This window comes from Pseudomonas sp. LG1E9 (assembly GCF_003290225.1).
In the GTDB taxonomy this organism is placed as follows: Bacteria; Pseudomonadota; Gammaproteobacteria; order Pseudomonadales; family Pseudomonadaceae; genus Aquipseudomonas; species Aquipseudomonas cyclaminis.
On the sequence record NZ_CP029983.1, the window covers coordinates 675474 to 693419 of the forward strand.

General features: G+C 58.5%; 14 protein-coding genes. 7 read left to right on the plus strand and 7 right to left on the minus strand.

What is annotated here, in order from left to right; all coding sequences use genetic code 11:
• Positions 1 to 260: 260 nt before the first annotated feature.
• The 4 genes from dnaA to gyrB are packed head-to-tail and all read left to right on the plus strand — an operon-like array spanning position 261 to position 6469.
• Positions 261 to 1781 carry a chromosomal replication initiator protein DnaA gene (gene dnaA, locus DNK50_RS03360; RefSeq protein WP_099586139.1) on the plus strand — a complete coding sequence of 507 codons (1521 nt, stop codon included), beginning with the start codon at positions 261 to 263 and terminating at the stop codon, positions 1779 to 1781.
• 38 nt (positions 1782 to 1819) lie between these two features.
• Positions 1820 to 2923 carry a DNA polymerase III subunit beta gene (gene dnaN, locus DNK50_RS03365; protein ID WP_005783345.1) on the plus strand — a complete coding sequence of 368 codons (1104 nt, stop codon included), beginning with the start codon at positions 1820 to 1822 and terminating at the stop codon, positions 2921 to 2923.
• A 20-nt stretch (positions 2924 to 2943) separates the two neighbouring features.
• Complete coding sequence (gene recF / locus DNK50_RS03370; RefSeq protein WP_112192825.1) at positions 2944 to 4047, plus strand: DNA replication/repair protein RecF; 1104 nt, start codon at positions 2944 to 2946, stop codon at positions 4045 to 4047.
• A gap of 4 nt (positions 4048 to 4051) precedes the next feature.
• Positions 4052 to 6469 carry a DNA topoisomerase (ATP-hydrolyzing) subunit B gene (gene gyrB, locus DNK50_RS03375; RefSeq protein WP_112192826.1) on the plus strand — a complete coding sequence of 806 codons (2418 nt, stop codon included), beginning with the start codon at positions 4052 to 4054 and terminating at the stop codon, positions 6467 to 6469.
• A 105-nt stretch (positions 6470 to 6574) separates the two neighbouring features.
• Here the strand turns inward: gyrB and DNK50_RS03380 are convergent, their stop codons facing one another.
• Positions 6575 to 7297 carry a response regulator transcription factor gene (locus tag DNK50_RS03380; protein WP_099586142.1) on the minus strand — a complete coding sequence of 241 codons (723 nt, stop codon included), beginning with the start codon at positions 7295 to 7297 and terminating at the stop codon, positions 6575 to 6577.
• Positions 7298 to 7674: 377 nt separating this feature from the next.
• On the opposite strand from DNK50_RS03380, the gene DNK50_RS03385 reads away from it, so the two are divergent.
• The gene (locus DNK50_RS03385) at positions 7675 to 9957 is read left to right on the plus strand and encodes a CHASE2 domain-containing protein (RefSeq protein ID WP_112192827.1); all 2283 of its coding nucleotides are present in this window, start codon (positions 7675 to 7677) and stop codon (positions 9955 to 9957) included.
• A gap of 179 nt (positions 9958 to 10136) precedes the next feature.
• Here the strand turns inward: DNK50_RS03385 and DNK50_RS03390 are convergent, their stop codons facing one another.
• From DNK50_RS03390 to glyQ, 4 genes are all read right to left on the minus strand, one after another.
• Entirely contained in the window at positions 10137 to 10907 is a 771-nt protein-coding gene (locus DNK50_RS03390) for a 1-acyl-sn-glycerol-3-phosphate acyltransferase (RefSeq protein WP_017528685.1), read from the minus strand.
• Positions 10908 to 10990: 83 nt separating this feature from the next.
• Positions 10991 to 11527: a D-glycero-beta-D-manno-heptose 1,7-bisphosphate 7-phosphatase gene (gene gmhB, locus DNK50_RS03395; protein WP_162633358.1), complete on the minus strand. Its 537-nt coding sequence runs from the start codon at positions 11525 to 11527 to the stop codon at positions 10991 to 10993.
• A gap of 2 nt (positions 11528 to 11529) precedes the next feature.
• Positions 11530 to 13584 (minus strand): glycine--tRNA ligase subunit beta, encoded by a 2055-nt coding sequence (glyS, locus tag DNK50_RS03400; protein ID WP_099586144.1) that lies wholly within the window; start codon positions 13582 to 13584, stop codon positions 11530 to 11532.
• On the minus strand, positions 13581 to 14534 hold the full coding sequence (gene glyQ, locus DNK50_RS03405) for a glycine--tRNA ligase subunit alpha (protein WP_003213601.1): 954 nt from the start codon (positions 14532 to 14534) through the stop codon (positions 13581 to 13583). Before glyQ ends, glyS begins: the two co-directional genes overlap by 4 nt.
• 81 nt (positions 14535 to 14615) lie before the next feature.
• Between glyQ and DNK50_RS03410 the strand changes: the two genes are divergently transcribed.
• A complete protein-coding gene (locus DNK50_RS03410) occupies positions 14616 to 15173 on the plus strand; it encodes a DNA-3-methyladenine glycosylase I (RefSeq protein WP_099586145.1) in 558 nt (185 codons plus the stop codon).
• A gap of 40 nt (positions 15174 to 15213) precedes the next feature.
• Complete coding sequence (locus DNK50_RS03415) at positions 15214 to 16101, plus strand: lysophospholipid acyltransferase (protein ID WP_099586146.1); 888 nt, start codon at positions 15214 to 15216, stop codon at positions 16099 to 16101.
• A gap of 135 nt (positions 16102 to 16236) precedes the next feature.
• Here DNK50_RS03415 and DNK50_RS03420 read toward each other — a convergent pair whose 3' ends face one another.
• Positions 16237 to 16548: a lipopolysaccharide assembly protein LapB gene (locus DNK50_RS03420; RefSeq protein WP_112192828.1), complete on the minus strand. Its 312-nt coding sequence runs from the start codon at positions 16546 to 16548 to the stop codon at positions 16237 to 16239.
• A gap of 18 nt (positions 16549 to 16566) precedes the next feature.
• Positions 16567 to 17940 carry a Trk system potassium transporter TrkA gene (gene trkA, locus DNK50_RS03425; RefSeq protein WP_112192829.1) on the minus strand — a complete coding sequence of 458 codons (1374 nt, stop codon included), beginning with the start codon at positions 17938 to 17940 and terminating at the stop codon, positions 16567 to 16569.
• Between the last annotated feature and the right edge of the window lie 6 nt (positions 17941 to 17946).

Below are 17946 nucleotides of genomic sequence, written 5' to 3' on the forward strand. Positions count from 1 at the left end.
TGCTGCGCTGTCGGATAAGCTGTGTGTGGAATGGCATGTTATCCACAGGCCAGTTACCCACAGACTTTCACCCCCACTTGTGCAACGAGCTCAGGGGCGCTTATCCACAGAGCTTATGCACAGACCATTGGTCGCCTTTTTCCCCGATAAGACGTTGATTTTGGGTGCCCTGTGGGCAACCTACATGTGGATAAGTGGGCGGCTCGCCGCTACAATGGCGGCTGTTTTTGCCTCACCGGCTTTCAACTTAGGGGATATCCGTGTCAGTGGAACTTTGGCAGCAGTGCGTGGAGCTTTTGCGCGATGAGCTGCCTGCCCAGCAATTCAACACCTGGATCCGTCCGCTACAGGTCGAAGCCGAAGGCGACGAGTTGCGCGTTTATGCGCCCAACCGTTTCGTTCTCGACTGGGTCAACGAGAAGTACCTGAGCCGCGTTCTCGAATTGCTCGACGAACATGGCAACGGTCTCGCGCCCGTTCTCTCCTTGTTAATAGGCAGCAAACGTAGCTCGGCGCCTCGCGCTGCGCCGAATGCGCCGTTGGCGGCGAGTGCCTCGCAGGCCCAGGCCGCAGTGGCACCTGTTAACAATTCACCCGCGCCGCTTGCCCAGACGCCTTCGAAATCAGCGTCGCAGAAAAATGCGCCTATTAATGAAGAGCCGTCTCGCGACAGCTTCGACCCGATGGCTGGCGCCAGCTCGCAACAGGCACCGGTTCGCGCCGAACAGCGCACCGTGCAGGTAGAAGGCGCGCTCAAGCACACCAGTTACCTGAACCGCACCTTTACCTTCGAGAATTTCGTCGAAGGTAAATCCAACCAGCTTGCTCGCGCCGCGGCCTGGCAAGTGGCGGATAACCCCAAGCACGGTTACAACCCGCTGTTCCTTTATGGTGGCGTTGGCTTGGGTAAGACTCACTTGATGCACGCTGTGGGTAACCACCTATTAAAGAAGAACCCGAATGCCAAGGTCGTGTACCTGCACTCGGAGCGCTTCGTGGCTGACATGGTCAAGGCCTTGCAGCTCAATGCCATCAACGAGTTCAAGCGCTTCTATCGCTCCGTTGACGCCTTGCTGATCGATGACATCCAATTCTTCGCGCGCAAAGAGCGTTCCCAGGAAGAGTTTTTCCATACGTTCAACGCCCTGCTCGAAGGCGGCCAACAGGTCATCTTGACCAGTGACCGTTATCCGAAGGAAATCGAAGGCCTGGAAGAGCGCTTGAAATCGCGCTTCGGCTGGGGTCTGACCGTTGCGGTCGAGCCGCCGGAACTCGAAACCCGCGTTGCAATCCTGATGAAAAAAGCTGATCAGGCTAAGGTCGATCTACCGCACGACGCTGCGTTCTTTATCGCCCAACGCATTCGCTCCAACGTGCGTGAGCTGGAAGGCGCGCTAAAGCGGGTCATCGCTCACTCGCACTTCATGGGGCGCGACATCACCATCGAACTGATCCGCGAATCCCTGAAAGACTTGCTGGCACTGCAGGACAAACTGGTGAGTGTGGATAACATCCAGCGCACCGTGGCCGAGTACTACAAGATCAAGATTTCCGATCTGCTGTCCAAGCGCCGTTCGCGCTCGGTGGCTCGTCCGCGCCAGGTGGCCATGGCTCTCTCCAAGGAGTTGACCAACCATAGCCTGCCGGAAATCGGCGATGTGTTTGGTGGTCGCGACCACACTACGGTCTTGCACGCATGCCGCAAGATCAACGAACTTAAGGAATCCGACGCGGATATTCGCGAGGACTACAAGAACCTGCTGCGTACACTGACCACTTGATGACACCAGCGCAGCTTATTAAGGCAAGGGACTAGACCATGCATTTCACCATTCAACGCGAAGCCCTGTTGAAACCCCTGCAACTGGTCGCAGGCGTCGTCGAGCGCCGACAGACCTTGCCGGTGCTCTCCAACGTATTGCTGGTTGTCGAAGGCCAGCAGTTGTCCCTGACTGGCACCGACCTGGAAGTCGAACTGGTTGGCCGCGTGCAACTGGAAGAGCCCGCCGAACCAGGCGAGATCACCGTGCCCGCGCGCAAGCTGATGGATATCTGCAAAAGCCTGCCGAACGACGCGCTGATCGACATCAAGGTTGATGAGCAAAAGCTGGTGGTCAAGGCCGGTCGCAGCCGTTTCACGTTGTCGACCTTGCCAGCCAATGACTTCCCGACCGTGGAAGAAGGCCCCGGCTCGCTGACGTGCAGCCTGGAGCAAAGCAAACTGCGTCGTTTGATCGAGCGCACCAGCTTCGCCATGGCCCAGCAGGACGTGCGTTACTACCTCAACGGCATGCTGCTGGAAGTGTCCGAGGGCATTATCCGCGCCGTAGCCACTGACGGTCACCGTCTGGCGATGTGCTCGATGCGCGCCGATATCGGCCAGCCGGACCGTCACCAGGTGATCGTGCCGCGTAAAGGTATTCTTGAGCTGGCGCGCCTGCTCACTGAGCCGGATGGCAATGTCAGCATCGTATTGGGTCAGCACCACATTCGCGCCACCACCGGCGAGTTCACCTTCACGTCCAAGCTGGTCGACGGTAAATTCCCGGATTACGAGCGCGTGCTGCCTAAAGGCGGTGACAAGTTGGTGATCGGCGATCGTCAGGCACTGCGTGAAGCGTTCAGCCGCACAGCGATTCTGTCCAACGAAAAATACCGTGGTATTCGTCTGCAACTGGCCAACGGTCAGCTGAAAATCCAGGCCAATAACCCGGAGCAGGAAGAGGCGGAAGAAGAAGTAGGCGTTGACTACAACGGCGGTTCGTTGGAAATCGGCTTCAACGTGAGCTACCTGCTGGACGTACTTGGCGTGATGACCACTGAACAGGTGCGCCTGATCCTGTCGGACTCCAACAGCAGCGCCTTGGTGCAGGAATCCGACAACGACGATTCGGCTTATGTTGTTATGCCGATGCGCCTGTAATCATGCTCAGCAGACGCTAGATGTCCCTCAGTCGCGTTTCAGTCACCGCGGTGCGCAACCTGCACCCGGTGACCTTCTCCCCCTCCCCCCGCATTAATATCCTCCACGGTGCCAACGGCAGTGGAAAAACCAGCGTGCTGGAAGCTATCCACTTGCTGGGGCTCGCCCGTTCCTTTCGCAGTGCGCGCTTGTTACCGGTTATCCAGTACGAACAATTGGCGTGTACTGTCTTTGGCCAGGTTGAACTGGCGGAGGGCGGATACAGCAGCCTGGGGATATCACGTGATCGTGGCGGTGAATTTCAGATTCGCATCGACGGGCAAAATGCGCGCAGTGCTGCGCAATTGGCAGAGATCCTGCCATTGCAGTTGATAAACCCTGACAGCTTTCGGCTGTTGGAAGGCGCACCCAAAATCCGCAGGCAATTCCTCGATTGGGGAGTGTTCCACGTGGAACCGCGCTTCATGGCCACTTGGCAGCGCCTGCAGAAGGCCCTGCGGCAGCGGAACTCGTGGCTGCGGCATGGTACACTTGACGCCGCTTCGCAAGCGGCCTGGGACCGGGAACTGTGCCTGGCCAGCGACGAAATAGATGAATACCGCCGCGCCTATATCAAAGCCTTGAAACCAGTCTTTGAGCAGACTTTGAGTGAGTTATTGGATCTCGAAGGGCTGACGCTGAGCTACTACCGTGGTTGGGACAAAGAGCGTGAACTGAGCGCAGTGCTCGCCACGTCCCTGCAGCGGGATCAGCAAATTGGCCATACCCAGGCCGGACCCCAACGGGCAGATTTGCGTCTTAGATTAGGCGCTCATAACGCTGCGGATATCTTGTCCCGCGGCCAGCAGAAGTTGGTGGTGTGTGCGCTGCGTATCGCTCAAGGCCACTTGGTTAGCCAAGCCCGACGCGGCCAGTGTATTTATCTGGTGGATGACTTGCCGTCTGAACTCGACGAGCAACACCGCCACGCGCTATGCCGCTTATTGGAAGACTTACGCTGCCAGGTGTTTATCACTTGTGTAGACCATGAATTATTGAGGGAAGGCTGGCAGACGGAAACGCCAGTCGCTTTGTTCCACGTGGAACAAGGCCGTATCACCCAGACCCACGACCATCGGGAGTGAAGGCATGAGCGAAGAAAACACGTACGACTCGACCAGCATTAAAGTGCTGAAAGGTTTGGATGCCGTACGCAAACGTCCCGGTATGTACATTGGCGACACTGATGACGGTAGCGGTCTGCACCACATGGTGTTCGAGGTGGTCGACAACTCCATCGACGAAGCTTTGGCCGGTCACTGCGACGACATCAGCATCATCATCCACCCGGATGAATCCATTACCGTGCGCGACAACGGTCGTGGCATTCCGGTAGATGTGCACAAAGAAGAAGGCGTTTCGGCTGCAGAGGTCATCATGACCGTGCTCCACGCTGGCGGTAAGTTCGACGATAACTCCTATAAAGTATCCGGCGGTTTGCACGGTGTAGGTGTTTCGGTAGTGAACGCGCTGTCCGAAGAGTTGATCCTGACTGTCCGCCGTAGCGGAAAGATCTGGGAACAGACTTACGTCCACGGTGTTCCACAGGAGCCGATGAAAATCGTCGGCGATAGTGAATCGACCGGCACGCAGATTCACTTCAAGCCATCGGCTGAAACTTTCAAGAATATCCACTTCAGCTGGGACATTCTGGCCAAGCGTATCCGTGAACTGTCCTTCCTCAACTCCGGTGTGGGTATCGTCCTCAAAGACGAGCGCAGCGGAAAGGAAGAGCTGTTCAAGTACGAAGGCGGTCTGCGGGCATTCGTTGAATACCTGAACACCAACAAGACTGCGGTCAACCAGGTGTTTCACTTCAACATCCAGCGTGAAGACGGCATCGGCGTAGAAATCGCCCTGCAGTGGAACGACAGCTTCAACGAGAACCTGTTGTGCTTCACCAACAACATTCCACAGCGCGACGGCGGTACTCACCTGGTGGGTTTCCGTTCCGCACTGACGCGCAACCTGAACACCTACATCGAAGCCGAAGGCTTGGCCAAGAAGCATAAAGTCGCCACCACGGGTGACGATGCACGCGAAGGCCTGACCGCGATCATCTCGGTAAAAGTGCCGGATCCCAAGTTCAGCTCCCAGACTAAAGACAAGCTGGTGTCTTCCGAAGTGAAGACAGCTGTGGAACAGGAGATGGGTAAGTACTTCTCCGACTTCCTGCTGGAGAACCCGAACGAAGCCAAGTTGGTCGTCGGTAAGATGATCGATGCCGCGCGTGCCCGTGAAGCCGCACGTAAGGCTCGTGAGATGACCCGCCGCAAAGGCGCGCTGGATATCGCCGGCCTGCCGGGCAAACTGGCTGACTGCCAGGAGAAGGACCCTGCCCTCTCCGAACTGTACTTGGTGGAAGGTGACTCTGCTGGCGGTTCCGCCAAGCAGGGTCGTAACCGTCGCACCCAGGCCATTCTTCCGTTGAAGGGCAAGATCCTCAACGTTGAAAAGGCCCGCTTCGACAAGATGATTTCCTCCCAGGAAGTCGGCACCTTGATCACGGCGCTGGGCTGCGGTATCGGCCGCGATGAATACAACATCGACAAGCTGCGCTATCACAACATCATCATCATGACCGATGCTGACGTCGACGGTTCGCACATCCGTACCCTGCTGCTGACCTTCTTCTTCCGTCAGTTGCCGGAGTTGATCGAGCGCGGCTACATCTACATCGCCCAGCCACCGTTGTACAAAGTGAAAAAGGGTAAGCAAGAGCAATACATCAAAGACGACGACGCCATGGAAGAGTACATGACGCAGTCGGCTCTGGAAGATGCGAGCCTGCACTTGAACGATGAAGCCCCGGGTATTTCCGGCGAAGCATTGGAGCGTCTGGTTAACGACTTCCGCATGGTGATGAAGACCCTCAAGCGCCTGTCGCGCCTGTACCCTCAGGAGCTGACCGAGCACTTCATTTACCTTCCGGCCATCACCCTGGAACAGTTGGGCGATCACGCACACATGCAGGCTTGGCTGGCCCAGTACGAAGTACGTCTGCGCACCGTCGAGAAGTCTGGCCTGGTGTACAAAGCCAGTCTGCGTGAAGACCGTGAACGTAACGTGTGGTTGCCAGAGGTTGAACTGATCTCCCACGGCCTGTCGAACTACGTCACCTTCAACCGCGACTTCTTCGGCAGCAACGACTACAAGACCGTGGTTACCTTGGGTGCCCAACTCAGCACCCTGTTGGACGACGGCGCTTACATTCAGCGTGGCGAGCGTAAGAAAGCAGTCAAGGAGTTCAAAGAGGCCCTGGACTGGTTGATGGCCGAAAGCACCAAACGTCACACCATCCAGCGATACAAAGGTCTGGGCGAGATGAACCCAGATCAACTGTGGGAAACCACCATGGACCCTGCCCAGCGTCGCATGCTGCGCGTGACCATCGAAGACGCCATTGGTGCGGATCAGATCTTCAACACCCTGATGGGTGATGCGGTCGAGCCTCGCCGTGACTTCATCGAAAGCAACGCTCTGGCAGTGTCTAACCTGGACTTCTGATCCAGGCGGGACCCGCAAAACAAAAAGGCCAACGTTATGCGTTGGCCTTTTTTATTACGTGGAAATCAGTATTTTTTGAATGCTCCACGTGGAACATCACCCTTTTCAACCATGGGAAGCAGTCGCCACGCTCTCCAATCGGTACCCATACCCATAAATCGTCAACAGCTGCCAACCTCTATCAGCGGTAAGGCCGAGCTTGTTGCGCAGTCGATAGATATGCGTATCCAATGGCCGTGAGGACACCATTTCTTCATGGGTCCAGAACCGCTCATAAAGGTACTCGCGAGACAGCGGTCGCGCTAAGTTGGCAAACAAGCAACTCGCCAGGCGGTATTCGCGTTCAGTGAGGTTGATCGGTTTTCCCGCGCGGGTGACGGTCAACTCGGCGTCGTCGAAGGTCAGATCGTTGAAACTTTGTACTTCCTGGGTCGCCGACTTCTGCAGACCATGGCGACGTAGAACGGCGGTAACCCGAGCCTTGAGTTCGTTGGGACGAAAGGGTTTGCTGACGTAGTCATCGGCGCCACTGTTCAACGCGGTGACGATATCGCTTTCCGCATCCCTGCTCGTGAGCATGATCACGGCGGGTGGCGACTCCATGTGCTCACGGGTCCAGCGCAGCAACGCAATGCCGGTGATATCGGGCAGTTGCCAATCGAGTATCAGCAGGTCAAAGGTTTCCCGCCGCAACTGACGTAGCAGGTCCTCACCACGCTCGAAGCAATGCAGGGTCCAGGGCTGTTCGGCGGTGCTGGGGATTTGTCGCAGTGTCTGTTCCACCCTTCGCAATTCAGCGGGTTCGTCATCCAGTATTGCGACACGCATGGGTGGGTCCTTTCATTTTGAAGAGTACGGCAGTCGTAGTGAGGGCACGTACTGCGCAGATGCCAGCCATCGAATCTGAAGAATTGTGCGCAGATTCGTTAGCCCCTTGGATCTCTCGGTAGGCTGGGTTCAATGAGTGATCAACCCAGTTAAAGTCCTCGGTACCGATGTGGGAAAGATACCGGCTCCAGGCCGTAAGGAAAAGGATCAGCCGACGCGTGCGCTGTCGTAGACTTCTGTGCCCCGATGGTAGATACCTTGATGCTTCTACCTTTATGAGCCTCACGCAGGAAAACTTTTCCACCGCCGCGAAAATGAGCTTCACTGGGCGCAATGTCACTTCCTTTCGTATGCCAACAACAGGGACACGCTGATCAATGATGCTCTGGGGCAAGGCTGAAAAACGTCAACCCACCCATGCCCAACGGCTGTTCCACGGTTTGGTTCGTGAGTGGTTGTGGATCGGTTTGCTGTTGTTGCCGATCACGGCCTACCTTTCGACGAGTGCTGGCCTGGCGTTGAACAATCCGCTGTACGACAGCCTTCGCCGTCTGACACCGCTGCCAGTGGACCCACGTATCTTATTGGTGACCATCGATGACGCCAGCTTGAAGAAGCTCGGGCAGTGGCCTTGGCCCCGTAGTTTGCACGCCGACCTGATCGACCGCCTGAGTGCTGCACAACCCACCGCCATCCTGTTCGACGTGATATTCAGCGATCCTGCCGATCCCGCTACTGACAAACGCTTGGCCGACGCGGTGTGCAACGCCGGCAATGTACTCTTGCCCCTGGCGCGTGATGATTCTGCCAGCGATAGCCAGCCCAGAGGAGAACTGCAGCCACTGCTTAAATGTGCCAAAGGCGTAGGGCATATCAACGTGGAAGCGGACAGCGATGGCGTGGTGCGCAGGCTGTATTTGCGCGAGGGCCCACCCGATGCCACGGCGCCTCAGTTGGCATGGCTAGCGTTCACGATGAGTGGCCAACCCTCAGAGATGCCAGGTGAGCCTCGCGATTCGAACTCCCAGGGCTGGCATCAGGAACATGCAGTTCGCATCCCATATATCGACCCCGACAGCCGTTTTCCGAGTGTGTCTTATGTCAGCGTATTACGCGGCGAAGTCCCTCCTGAGCGGTTGCGTAACCGCCTTATTTTGGTAGGCGCCCCGGGTTCGGGCATGGGCGATCGTTTTGTCACTCCGCTTTCCCCCATGATGGGCACTACAGCGGGTGTAGAGATCCAGGCCAACGTGCTCAACGGCCTACTGCAAGGACGTAGCGTCGTGGATCTGCCCCAATGGCCGTCAGCCGTGATGGCAACGTCCTGGGTGGCGCTGCTGCTGGGCCTGCTGCTCTACCGCCCACGCTATGCACTATGGATGACGCTGGGGTGTATGTTCACGGCCTTGCTCGGCTCATTTGCCCTATTGCGTATGGGCTACTGGTGGTCGCCTGCGGCCTGCCTGATCGGTTTGCTGCTCAGCTACCTGATCTGGAACTGGCGACGTCTGAGCGTGATCCTCGCCTACTTTGGCTGGGAGTTGGCGCGGTTGGATAACGAACCCAAAGTCTTGCCCGAACGCCGCCGAGCGCCGGCCAGCAAAGGTGATGTGTTGCAGGGTCGCATCTTTGCCCTGGAGCAAGCGGTGAGCCGCACGCGGGACACCCGGCGCTTTATGGCCGACGGCCTTGAGTGCCTGCCGGTGGCGACGCTGATCACGGACACCCAAGGCAATATATTGCTGGCTAACCGGATTGCCCGCGACGTGTTCGGTAATGATCTGGTCAACCAAAACCTGTTGGACCAGCTGGTTGATCTGGGTTATCCACCGCTGCACAACGGCGTGCGCCCTGCCCTTTCGGCATTGGAGTTGGTTGAGTTTCGGGATATCCACCAACGTAGCCTGCGCATGGAGCTTGCACCTCTGCTACCGGCCGAAGGGGATGTGGCGCTGGGTTGGCTGCTGAGCCTCACTGACCTCAGCAAGGAACGTGAGGCCCAGCAGCACCGAGAAACCATGTTGCGTTTCCTGTCCCATGATCTTCGTGCACCGCACTCGGCGATCCTTGCACTGCTCGACGTACACAGCGCCGAGTCGCCAGTGTTTGCGCAGATAGAGCAGCAGGTACGCCGCGCCTTGAGCCTGACTGAATCGTTTGTTCAGTTGGCAAAAGCCGAGGCCGACGGTTACCACTTCCAGCCAACGCTGTTCGCCATGCTGGTTATGGATGCTTTTGACCAAGTGGCGCTGATCGCACAGCTCAAGGGCATTCACCTGGTCCACGATCTGGATGAGGCAGATGAGGGGATGGTGTCAGCCGATCAGTCGCTGCTCACCCGTGCGTTATTCAACGTGCTGGAGAACGCGATCAAATACTCGCCGTCCGGCACCACCGTCCGGTTGAGACACAGCAGCACGCAAGGCTGGTTGGAATGCCGGATCAGTGACCAGGGCCCAGGGATAGCTGCCGAAGATTTACCGGAGTTGTTCAGCCAGTACAAACGCTTTGATTCAGCCCAAGGCAGCGATGGGTTGGGACTCGGGCTGACCATGGTCAAAGCGGTCGTGGAGCGTCATGGAGGACGTATCGAATGTGAAAGCAGTGTGGGCAAAGGCACCACATTCAGCCTGCAATTGCCCTTGCTGGACGAGTGCTAAAACGTGCTTTTGCGCTGTGCATAAAAAACCGGTCACAAGGACCGGTTTTTTTATGCGGAAAAAACTTATGCACGTTTTTAGAGATTTTCAGGTCTCTGGAAATATGTAAGTAAATCAGCTTGTTATGAAGCAAAAAAGCCAATTCGCCAACAATCCGTGCACAGGTTATCCACAGATGCTCATACCACCGGAGTGTCTACCACAACCGGCTCCGGCGGCAGGGAACCCATGGCCCGTTGCTGCGCTTCATTCCACGCCTGCGCGCGCTCATTCAGCGCGGCAATGGCGCGTGGGCCTTCGCCTTCTGCGTACATAGGTTCGCCAATCACCACGGTGATGGTGCCTTCGCGTTTTGCCCAACCAGTCTTCGGCCAGAACTTGCCGGCGTTATGCGCAATCGGCAACACCGGCAGATGGGCGTTGACCGCCAGGGCCGTACCACCTCGGGAGAATTTACCCACGGTGCCAAAGGGCACCCGCGTACCTTCCGGGAAGATCAGCACCCAAACGCCGTCCTTGAGCAGCTCGTCGCCCTTCTTGGCCACGTGCTTGAGCGCCGCCTTGGGGTTGTCACGGTCGATGGCGATCGGGCGCAACATGGCCATGGCCCAGCCAAAGAACGGTACGTACAGCAATTCGCGCTTGAGCACTTGGCTCAACGGCGAGAAGTACGCCGAGAGGAAGAACGTCTCCCAGGTGCTCTGATGGTTAGACAAAATCACGCAGGGCTGGTCCGGGACGTTTTCAGCGCCCTTGATCTCAAAACGGATGTTCAGGAACACCTTGGTCAGCCACAACGCGCAGCGGCACCAATAGACGTTGATAAAGCGATAGCGCGCCTTGAACGGCAGGAAGGGTGCAATAAAAAAGCTCAGGGTGCACCAGAGAAGCGAACTGGTGCCCAGCAGCAGGTAAAAGAAAAAGGTTCTGATGGCCTGCAAGATCGACATGGCGGCATTTACCGTTGCGGGACACGGCCCGCCTGTTGAAAAGCGCACTCCCGAACACTCCTTGGCCAGGATGTCGAGGGCGGCTAGTTGTTGATAAGTTCTGCGGCAACGGCCGCCAGATCGTCAAAAATCAAAGTGCCTACCGGCAGGTTTTTCGCCTGGGTCTTTTCGCCTTTCCCGGTCTTTACCAAAACTGGCTGAGAGTCGACGGCTTTGGCCGCCTCCAGGTCACCGAGGCTGTCCCCGACGAACCATATCCCAGCTAACGGCACCTTGTAATGTTCTGCAATGGTTTTCAACATGCCAGGCTTGGGTTTACGGCAATCGCAGCCCTCATCCGGCCCGTGGGGGCAGTACGTCACCAACCCCACCTGACCGCCCTGCTCCGCCACTAACGTGCGCAAGCGCGCGTGCATGGCGTCCAGGGTAGCGATGTCGTAGTAGCCACGGGCAATGCCGGACTGGTTGGTGGCAATCGCCACTGTCCAGCCGGCTTTGCTCAACTGCGCGATGGCCTCGATCGAGCCGGGCAGTGGTATCCACTCCGCCACTGACTTGATGTAAGCGTCGGAGTCGTAGTTGATCACCCCGTCCCGATCGAGAATCAGCAGTTTCACCATGGTCAGCTCAGGGTCGAAATGTCGGCGATGTTGACGAACAAGCCGCGCAGACGCGCCAGCATGGCGTAGCGGTTTTTCCGCACGCCGGCATCTTCGGCATTGATCATCACTGCTTCGAAGAACGCATCCACCGGCTCACGCAAGGTGGCCAGGCGCGCCAGTGCTTCGGCGTAGTTACGCTCGGCGATCAGCGGCTTCACGGCGTTTTCTGCCTTGGCGATGGCCGAGTTCAGCGAGAACTCCTTGGCATCGGCAAACAGGCCAGGGTCGACATCGCCGTTGCCCAGGCCTTCGGCCTTGCTCAGCAGGTTCGACACACGCTTGTTCACCGCGGCCAGGGCATCGGCTTCCGGCAATTTGCGGAAGGCCTGCACGGCTTGTACGCGCTGATCGAAGTCCAGCGCCGAACCCGGTTGCAGGGCACGTACCGACAGGTAGACGGAAACGTCCACGCCTTCGTCTTCGTAGCGCGCACGCAGGCGGTCGAACACAAACTCCAGCACTTGCTCGGCCAGGCCGGCTTGTTTGACCTTGGTACCGAACTGGCCGACGGCGAACACCACGGCCTGGGTCAGGTCGAGGTCGAGCTTCTTGTCGATCAGGATACGCAGCACACCCAGGGCTGCACGGCGCAGGGCATACGGGTCTTTGCTACCGGTAGGCAGCATGCCGATACCGAAGATACCCACCAGGGTATCCAGCTTGTCGGCGATGGCCACGGCCGCGCCGGTCAGGGTGGTTGGCAGCTCTGCACCGGCACCGCGTGGCATGTACTGCTCGTTCAGTGCCAGCGCAACGTCTTCGGCCTCGCCATCGTTGAGGGCGTAGTAGTAGCCGGCAACGCCTTGCATCTCAGGGAATTCGCCGACCATCTCGGTGGCCAGGTCGCACTTGGACAGCATACCGGCGCGGGCGGCCGAGGCCGCATCGCCGCCAATGCGGGGTGCGATATAGGCAGCGAGCTTGGAAACGCGCGCAGCCTTGTCGTAGACGCTGCCGAGCTTTTCCTGGAACACCACGTTTTGCAGGCGCAGGTTGAAGTCTTCAAGCTTCGACTTCTTGTCTTGCTTGAAGAAGAACTCGGCGTCGGTCAGGCGCGGGCGGACGACTTTCTCGTTACCGGCGATGATCTGCTGCGGGTCTTTGCTTTCGATGTTAGCCACGGTAATGAAGCGCGGCAGCAACTTGCCGTCCACATCCAGCAGGCAGAAGTACTTCTGGTTGTCCTGCATGGTGGTGATCAGGGCTTCTTGCGGCACGTCGAGGAAGCGCTCTTCGAACGAACACACCAGCGGCACTGGCCATTCAACCAGCGCGGTCACTTCGTCGAGCAGGCTTGGCGGCACGATGGCGGTGCCTTCCTGCAGGCGGGCCAGCTCTTCGGTGCGCTTGCTGATCAGCTCGCGACGCTCATTGGCATCGGCCAGCACGTAAGCGGCACGCAGGTCGGCGGCATAGTTCGCCGGCGAGGTGATGCGTACGGCTTCAGGATGATGGAAGCGGTGACCACGGGAATCGCGGCCAGCCTTCTGGGCGAGGATGGTGCAGTCGATGACCTGGTCACCGAGCAGCATCACCAGCCATTGGGTTGGGCGGACGAATTCTTCTTTGCGTGCACCCCAGCGCATGCGCTTGGGGATCGGCAGGTCGTTCAGGGAGTCTTCAACGATGGTCGGCAGCAGGCTGGCAGTCGGCTTGCCGGTGATGACCTGGCTGAAGCGCAGTTTCGGACCGCTCTGATCGATCTCGCTCAGCTCCACGCCACACTTCTTGGCAAAACCAAGGGCGGCCTGGGTCGGGTTGCCTTCAGCGTCGAAAGCCGCCTGGCGCGGCGGGCCGTCGAGGTTGATGCTGCGGTCCGGTTGCTGGGTTTCCAGCGCGGTCAGCAACACCGCCAGGCGACGTGGCGCGGCGTAGACTTTCTTGGCTTCAAACTTCAGGCCGGCAGTCTGCAGGCCTTTTTCGATACCGGCCAAAAATGCGTCGGCCAGGGTGTTGAGGGCCTTGGGTGGCAGCTCTTCGGTGCCCAGTTCAACCAGGAAATCTTGAGCACTCATTGTGCAGCCTCCAGCTTAGCCAACACTTCATCACGCAGGTCCGGGGTGGCCATCGGGAAGCCCAGCTTGGCGCGAGCCAGCAGGTAGGCTTGGGCGACGGAACGCGCCAGGGTGCGTACACGCAGGATGTATTGCTGGCGCGCGGTTACCGAAATGGCACGGCGGGCGTCCAGCAGGTTGAAGGTGTGGGATGCCTTCAGGACCATTTCATAGCTTGGCAACGGCAGCGGCTGGTCGAGTTCGATCAGGCGCTTGGCTTCGCTTTCATAGAAGTCGAACAGTTCGAACAGCTTCTCGACGTTGGCGTGTTCGAAGTTGTAGGTGGATTGCTCCACCTCGTTCTGGTGGAACACATCGCCATAAGTCACTTTGCCGAATGGGCCGTCAGCCCATACCAGGTCGTAGACCGAGTCCACGCCCTGCAGGTACATGGCCAGGCGTTCCAGGCCGTAGGTGATCTCGCCGGTCACCGGGTAGCACTCAATGCCGCCCGCTTGCTGGAAGTAAGTGAATTGCGTCACTTCCATGCCGTTGAGCCAGACTTCCCAGCCCAGGCCCCAGGCGCCCAGCGTCGGCGATTCCCAGTTGTCTTCGACGAAACGGATATCGTGGACCAGCGGGTCCAGGCCAACATGCTTGAGCGAGCCCAAGTACAGTTCCTGGAAGTTGTCCGGGTTCGGCTTCAATACCACCTGGAATTGGTAGTAGTGCTGCAGACGGTTCGGGTTTTCGCCGTAGCGGCCGTCAGTCGGGCGACGACTGGGCTGCACATAAGCGGCGTTCCAGGTTTCGGGGCCAATGGCCCGCAGGAAGGTAGCGGTGTGGAAAGTGCCGGCGCCTACTTCCATATCGTAGGGCTGAAGTACCACACAACCTTGCTCGGCCCAGTATTGCTGGAGGGCGAGGATCAAGTCTTGGAAGGTACGCACGGCTGGCGTAGGCTGGCTCACGAAATTCACCTGTTACTTGGGCTGCGATTTAAAGAGCGGGAGTATACCCGATTCGGCCGCGCCACCATCCCCTGGAGCCTTATGCCACGCTGCTTTTGGTGTTCTGAAGATCCGCTGTACATGGCTTATCACGATCAGGAGTGGGGAACGCCGCTGCGCGATGCGCAGGGCTTGTTCGAGTTGCTTTTACTCGAAGGGTTCCAGGCGGGCCTTTCCTGGATCACCGTTTTACGCAAACGCGAGCATTACCGAAAGGTCTTGTTTGGTTTTGATGCGCAGCGCCTGGCGCACTTGAGCGACGACGAGATCGAAGCGCTGATGCTCGACCCTGGTATCGTGCGCAACCGCCTCAAGCTCAACGCCACTCGCCGCAACGCCGCGGCCTGGCTGGCGCTGGAAGATCCGGTGGGCTTGCTCTGGTCGTTTGTCGGCGGCGTGCCCAAGGTCAATCACTTCAAGGATCGCAGCGAAGTCCCGGCGATCACCCCCGAGGCTGAAGCCATGAGCAAAGCCCTGAAAAAGGCCGGCTTCACCTTCGTCGGACCGACCATTTGCTACGCGTTCATGCAGGCCTCGGGCATGGTCATGGATCACACCCAGGACTGCGACCGTTACGCGGACTTGGTCAACGCCGGTTAGAATGCGTGCTTTGCGCACCACACACGAACGGGAGTGACCTGTGGAAAAGTTTAAAGGCGCCTTGCTGGTAGGCGCTCTTCGGTTGTTTGCCCTGCTGCCCTGGCGTGCCGTCCAGGCTGTCGGCACGGCGATTGGCTGGATCATGTGGAAAACCCCCAACCGCTCTCGCGAGACGGTGCGGATCAACCTCTCCAAATGTTTCCCGGACATGGACCCGGCCGCCCGCGAACGCCTGGTCGGCCAGAGCCTGATGGACATCGGCAAGTCCCTGACCGAAAGCGCCTGTGCCTGGATCTGGCCGGCGCAACGCTCCATCGACCTGGTGCGTGAAGTCGAAGGCCTCGAAGTGCTGCACGAAGCATTGGCCTCGGGCAAAGGCGTGGTCGGCATCACCAGCCACCTGGGTAACTGGGAGGTGTTGAACCACTTCTATTGCAACCAGTGCAAACCGATCATTTTCTATCGCCCGCCCAAGCTCAAGGCGGTGGATGAGTTGCTGCGCAAACAGCGCGTGCAGTTGGGCAACCGCGTGGCGGCGTCCACCAAGGAAGGCATTCTCAGTGTGATCAAGGAAGTGCGCAAAGGTGGCCAGGTGGGTATTCCCGCTGACCCGGAGCCGGCGGAATCGGCAGGGATCTTCGTGCCGTTCTTTGCCACCCAGGCGCTGACCAGCAAGTTCGTGCCAAACATGCTCGCGGGCCACAAGGCTGTTGGTGTGTTCCTGCACGCACTGCGACTGCCGGACGGTTCTGGCTACAAAGTAATCCTCGAAGCGGCGCCGGAAGACATGTACAGCACCGACACGGCCACGTCCTGCGCGGCGATGAGCAAGGTGGTGGAGCGCTATGTCGGCGCCTACCCGAGCCAGTACATGTGGAGCATGAAACGCTTCAAGAAACGCCCGCCGGGTGAAGCGCGGTGGTACTGATTCACCGCTGATCTAAAGAACAACACAAACCAAATGTGGGAGGGGGCTTGCCCCCCGATTGCAGTCTGTCAGCTACTGATATTTGGCTGATACACCGCTATCGGGGGCAAGCCCCCTCCCACATTTGATTTGCGCTTAGGCTTGGCGGTCGAGTTTCTTCAGGAACACCGTCATTTCTTTTTCCGCCTGTTTGTCGCCATGGGCCTGGGCCGCTTCTATGCCCTTTTCCCATGCCAGCCGTGCGGCGGTCAGATCATTCAAGCCAAGTTGCGCCTTACCCAACAACTTCCACGCCGCTGAATACTTCGGATCAAACTCAACGCACTTGCGCAAATGCTCGGCCGCCCTGGCATTGTCCTTCAGATCCAGATAACCCTTGCCCAGCCCAAAGCGCAGCAGCGAATTATCCACACCCTTGGCGAGCATTTTTTCCAGGGATTCGAGCATGTCGGTCACTCCGGTTGATCAGAAAAAGCTCAAACCCACGTGGAACAACTTCTCCACATCGCGGATATGTTTTTTATCCACCAGGAACAGGATCACGTGGTCACCCGTGGCGATCACCGTATCGTCGTGGGCAATGATCACTTCTTCATCGCGAATAATCGCGCCAATGGTGGTGCCCGGTGGCAGGCCAATATCGCGGATGGCCTTGCCGATCACTTTGCTCGACTTCGCATCGCCGTGTGCGATCGCTTCGATGGCTTCCGCCGCGCCACGGCGCAGGGAGTGCACGCTGACGATATCGCCACGGCGTACGTGGGCCAGCAAGGTGCCGATAGTCGCCAGTTGCGGGCTGATAGCGATGTCGATATCGCCGCCCTGGATCAAGTCGACATAAGCCGGGTTGTTGATGATGGTCATCACCTTCTTCGCCCCCAGCCGCTTGGCCAGCAGCGAGGACATGATGTTGGCTTCGTCATCGTTGGTCAGGGCCAGGAAAATGTCGGCGTCGGCGATGTTTTCTTCCATCAACAGGTCGCGGTCCGAGGCGCTGCCTTGCAGGACGACCGTGCTGTCGAGGGTGTCGGACAAATGCCGGCAGCGCGCCGGGTTCATCTCGATGATCTTCACTTGATAGCGGCTTTCGATGGCCTCGGCCAGGCGCTCACCGATCTGCCCGCCGCCGGCGATGACGATGCGTTTATAGTTTTCGTCAAGCCGGCGCATTTCGCTCATCACGGCGCGAATATTCGCTTTAGCCGCGATGAAAAACACTTCGTCGTCGGCCTCGATCACCGTATCGCCCTGAGGCAGGATCGGCCGGTCACGCCGGAAAATCGCTGCTACGCGGGTTTCCACATTGGGCATGTGTTCGCGCAGCTGGCGCAGCTGCTGGCCGACCAGTGGGCCGCCATAATAGGCCTTCACTGCGACCAACTGCGCTTTGCCACCCGCGAAGTCGATCACCTGCAGGGCGCCCGGAATTTCGATCAGGCGCTTGATGTAGTGGGTCACCACCTGCTCCGGGCTGATCAGCACGTCGACCGGGATGGCGTCGTTATCGAACAGGCCGGCGCGGGTCAGGTAGGCGGCTTCGCGGACACGGGCGATCTTGGTCGGGGTGTGGAACAGGGTGTGGGCGACCTGGCATGCGACCATGTTGGTCTCGTCGCTGTTGGTCACGGCCACCAGCATGTCGGCATCGTCGGCCCCGGCCTGACGCAGCACCGTAGGAAACGACGCACGACCTTGTACGGTGCGGATGTCCAGGCGGTCGCCCAAGTCGCGCAGGCGCTCAGCGTCAGTGTCCACCACGGTGATGTCATTGGCTTCGCTGGCCAAATGTTCCGCCAGTGTGCCGCCCACCTGCCCTGCCCCAAGGATGATGATTTTCATCCGGTC